This window comes from Bradyrhizobium sp. (genome assembly GCF_019242285.1).
GTDB lineage: Bacteria > Pseudomonadota > Alphaproteobacteria > Rhizobiales > Xanthobacteraceae > Bradyrhizobium.
On the sequence record NZ_JAFAVV010000617.1, the window covers coordinates 1 to 4,314 of the forward strand.

4 protein-coding genes are annotated in these 4,314 nt (G+C 67.6%); all 4 read right to left on the reverse strand.

Features of this window, described 5'->3' with window-relative positions:
- Window positions 1-1,044 (reverse strand): hydantoinase/oxoprolinase family protein (locus JOY90_RS25340; protein ID WP_291693846.1); only part of this gene is annotated, 1,044 nt, incomplete at its 3' end.
- Window positions 1,041-2,726, reverse strand: a complete 1,686-nt coding sequence (gene nikE / locus JOY90_RS25345; protein WP_291693847.1) for an ABC transporter ATP-binding protein — start codon at window positions 2,724-2,726, stop codon at window positions 1,041-1,043. The genes nikE and JOY90_RS25340, both read right to left, overlap by 4 nt.
- A complete protein-coding gene (locus tag JOY90_RS25350) occupies window positions 2,723-3,577 on the reverse strand; it encodes an ABC transporter permease (protein ID WP_291693848.1) in 855 nt (284 codons plus the stop codon). The genes nikE and JOY90_RS25350 overlap by 4 nt, the downstream gene beginning before the upstream one ends.
- A 17-nt stretch (window positions 3,578-3,594) precedes the next feature.
- The coding region (locus JOY90_RS25355) for an ABC transporter permease (protein WP_291693849.1) at window positions 3,595-4,314 on the reverse strand (720 nt) is incomplete at its 5' end.

The following is a 4,314-nucleotide window of genomic DNA, read 5'->3' on the forward strand; positions in this document are numbered from 1 at the left end:
GATGGAATGAATGTCCACCGACGGCAGCGTGAGGTGATAATCGTTGATCGCGAGCTGGTCGACCATGGCGATCTCGCCGCCGTCCATCAAGGTGACGTCACAGCTCGTGCCGCCGATCTCCATCAGCACGAGATCGTGGCGCCCGGCCATCGCGGCCGTGGCGCGCAGCGCGCTGGCGCCCGCGGCGGGTCCCGACAAGGCCAGCATCACGGCGCGGTCGGCGAGCTGCTCGACGCTCGCCGCGCCGCCATTGCTCTGGATCAGCAGCAGCGGATGGGCCAGGCCCTGCGCGCGCATATCGCGCTCGAGCTGGCGCAGATAGGGCACGACGCGCGGCGTCACATAGGCGTTGAGCACGGTCGTCGACGTGCGCTCATACTCGCCGAGCACCGGCGCGATGTCGGCGGAGACGCTCAACCAGACCTCGGGCCACAGCCTGCGGATCAGGTCGGCGCAGATGCGCTCGTGATGGTCGTTGCGATAGCTGTTGATGAGGCAGATCCCGATCGAGGTGACGCCCTCGCGGCGGAATGTCCCGATCGCGGCCGCAATGCTCTCGGAGTCCGGCGCGCGCTGCGGACAGCCGTTCTTGTCCATTCGCTCGCGCACCGCAAGCCGCAACCGGCGCGGAACCAGCACTTGCGGAAACGGCGTGCGATGGTCCCATGCATCCTCGCGAATGCCGCGGCGAATTTCCAGCGCATCGCGAAAACCTTCGGTGGTCAGCAGGCCGACGACGGCGCCCTTGCGCTCGAGAATGGTATTGGTCGCGATCGTCGATCCATGCACGAAGACGCGGCATTGCCCGAGCAGATCGGCGGTGGAAAGCCCGAGCCCGTCCGCCGCGAGCCGGACTGCGGCCATGACGCCGGCGGCCGGGTTGACCACGTCGGTCGGCGCCTTGAACGTGAACAGCGCGCCGGCGCTGTCGGCCACGACGAGATCGGTGAAGGTGCCGCCGACGTCGACGCCGATCCGCCAGGGCGCCGTCGCCGCGGCCTTGCCGTTGCGGCCGGAATTGCCGAGGTCCGAGGCGGCGTTCATTGCATCGTCTCCACGATCGCTTGGGGCAGTTCCGGTATCGCTGCGATCAGCTCCCGCGTGTAGGGATGCGCCGGCGCGCGGAAGATGGTCTCGACGTCATTGGCTTCGATCACCTCGCCGGAGCGCATCACCATCACGCGGTCGCACATCAGACGGATGACGTTGAGGTCGTGACTGACCAGGATGAAGGTCAATCCCAGCTCGCGCTGCAAGAGATCGAGCTGGTTGAGCACCAGCGCCTGCACCGAGACGTCGAGCGCCGAGGTCGGCTCGTCCAGGATCAAGAGATCGGGTTGCGCCACCAGCGCACGCGCGATCCCGATGCGGGCCTGCTGCCCGCCGGAAAGCTGATGCGGAAAGCGCTGCAGCAGCGCCGGGTCGAACCCCGCCTGACGCGCGGCCTCGACGACGCGCTTTCGTTGACGATCGGCCGGCAGCGATGGCTCGAACCGGCGCAGCGGATTGAGAATGGCGTCGAAGGCGGTGAAGCGCGGATTGAGGCTGCCGAGCGGATCCTGGAACACGACCTGGATGCGATGCCGCGTCGCCGACGGGCCGAAGGACGCGCTCGGCACTGCGCCGATCTCCTCGCCATCGAAGGTGATGCGTCCCGCGCTCTGGTCGAGCAGCCGCGCGATCATGCGCGACAACGTGGTCTTTCCGCTTCCGGATTCGCCGACGATCCCGAGCCGCGCGCCGCGGTCCAACCTCAGGCTGACATCGCGCACGGCGTGATGTTTAACCGAGCGGCCCACCTCGAAGGTCTTGCCGAGCCCGTGAACCTCGAGCAGCGGACCGCCGTTCTTCGTTGCAGGCGGCGGCCGGCTCGGCTCGGGTTGCAGGAACGCCGCGCGCTCGGCCGGCGGCAGCAGGTCGATCAGCTTGCGGCCGACACGTGGCGTCGCCGCCACGAGGCGCTGGGTATAGGCGTTGCGCGACCGCTCCAGCACGTCGGCGGCCGAGCCGGTCTCGACCAGCCTGCCGCCCCACATGACGGCGATGCGCCGGCAATAGCGGGCGGCAAGACCGACATCATGCGTGATCAGGAGGGTCGCGAGGCCCTTGCTGGCGCCGAGTTCGTAGAGCGTATCCATGATGACCTTCTGCGTCGTGACGTCGAGCCCGGTGGTCGGCTCGTCGGCGATCAGGAGTTTCGGCTCGGCGGCCAGCGCCGTCGCGATCAGGACGCGCTGGCACATGCCGCCCGACAATTCGTGCGGAAAGGCGCCGAGCCGCTCTTTCGCGCGCGCGATCCTGACCAGCTCGAGTAGCTCCAGCGCCCGTCCCGCGCTGTCCGCCCGGCTCGCGCGACCGGTGGTCACGAGCACGTCGCGCACCTGGTCACCGACGCTGCGGATGGGATTGAGCGCCGCGCGCGGATTCTGGAAGATGAAGGAGATGCCGCGCCCGCGTACGGCCTTGGCGCAACGGCGGTCCGCGCGGATGTCCCGCCCCTCGAACCGGACGCTGCCGCGATCGATGCGGCCGTTGGGGGCCAGCAGCCCGACGAGGCCATAGGCCATGACCGACTTGCCGGAGCCGCTCTCGCCGACGATGCCGAGCGTCTCGCCGGGCATCATCGATAGCGAGACGCCATCGACGGCCGTGACGCGTCCGTCATGAATGTCGAAGCTCACGGCGAGATCCTCCACGTCGAGGAGCGGCGGGGATCGTTCGGTCATCGGCGGGTCCTCACGTCGATCACGTCACGAAGGCCGTCGCCGAGCAGATTGAAGCACAGCACGGTGAGCGTCAGCGCAAGCGCCGGAAAGATCGCGAGCCACCAGAATCCCGAGAGAATGTTGGCCGCGCCCTCGGCCACCATGATCCCCCATTCGGCGGTCGGCGGCCGGATGCCGAGGCCGATGAAGGACAGGCTCGCCGCATTGAGCACGGCCCAGCCGAGCCCGGTCGACACCTGCACCGTCAAGGTCGGCAGCGCGTTCGGAATCATGAAGCCGAACAGGATATGCAGCTCGGTATTGCCGCCGGCGCGGGCCGCCTCGACGAACTGCTGCGCGCGCAGCACGCCGATCTCGGAACGGGCGAGACGGACGAAGAACGGCAGGTTGACCAGGGCACTCGCGAGCACGATGCTTTGAATCGAGTTTCCGAGCGCCGCCACCATCGCCATGGCGACGACGAACAGCGGAAACGTCATGAGCACGTCGGTCAGCCTCCCGATCAGGCGATCGGGCAGTCCGCCGAACAGCGCGGCAGCGCCGCCTATGACCGTTCCGACCGCGAAGGACAGCATCACCGCCGATGCCGCAATCGACAGATCGAGCCGCGCCGCCACGAGCACGCGGCTGAACACGTCGCGCCCGACCTGGTCGGTGCCGAACCAGTGCAAGCCGGCGGGTCCTTGCAGCACGTGATCGAGATCGGTCGCGTTGGGATCGTAGGGCACGATCCAGGGAGCGAGCACGGCCAGTGCCGCGAGGCCGGGCACGAACACGAGCGCGGCCAACGAAACCTTGTTCCGGGCCAGCACGCGCCATGCGCGGCCGGCGCGATCCGCAAGATTTGGCACGGCGGGATTCGCGCCCGTCATTGGAGCCGGACCCTCGGATCAACCAGCGCGTGGAGGATGTCGACGGCGGTGTTGATGACGACATAGACGCAGGCCATCAGCAGCACATAACCCTGCACCGGCGCATAATCCGCCGACAGTAGGGAATTCAACGCATATGACCCGACGCCCGGCCAGGCGAAGACCTTCTCGACGACCACGTTGGCGCCGAGCTGATAGGAAACGACCAGCCCGATGGTGGTCAGCACCGGCAACAGCGCGTTGCGCAGGCCGTAGCTCACATAGACGGTCCACCACCCCATCCCGGCCGCGCGGGCGGTGCGGATGAAGTCGCTGGCGAGCACGGCGAGCATGGAAGCCCGCGTCATGCGCATCAACGGCGCGATGACGATGACGGCCATGGTCAGCGCCGGCAGGAACAGCCGTGCCAGCGCCGAAGCGAACGCAGAGAGATTGCCCGCCAGCAGGCTGTCGATCAGCAGCAGTCCGGTGACGGCGGCCGGCTTAAGCACGAACGGATCGATCCGGTCGATCGGCTCGGGCGTCAACCCGAGCTTGAAGTAGAAGACGAAGATCAGCACGATGCCGGCCACGAAGGCGGGCATGGATACGCCGAGCGTGCCAATGAAGCGGATGACGTGGTCGACCCACGATCCGTTGCGGATCGCGGCGATGATACCGAGCGGAATGGAGACCAGCAGCGCCAGCAGCATGGCGACGAAGGTCAATTCGAACGA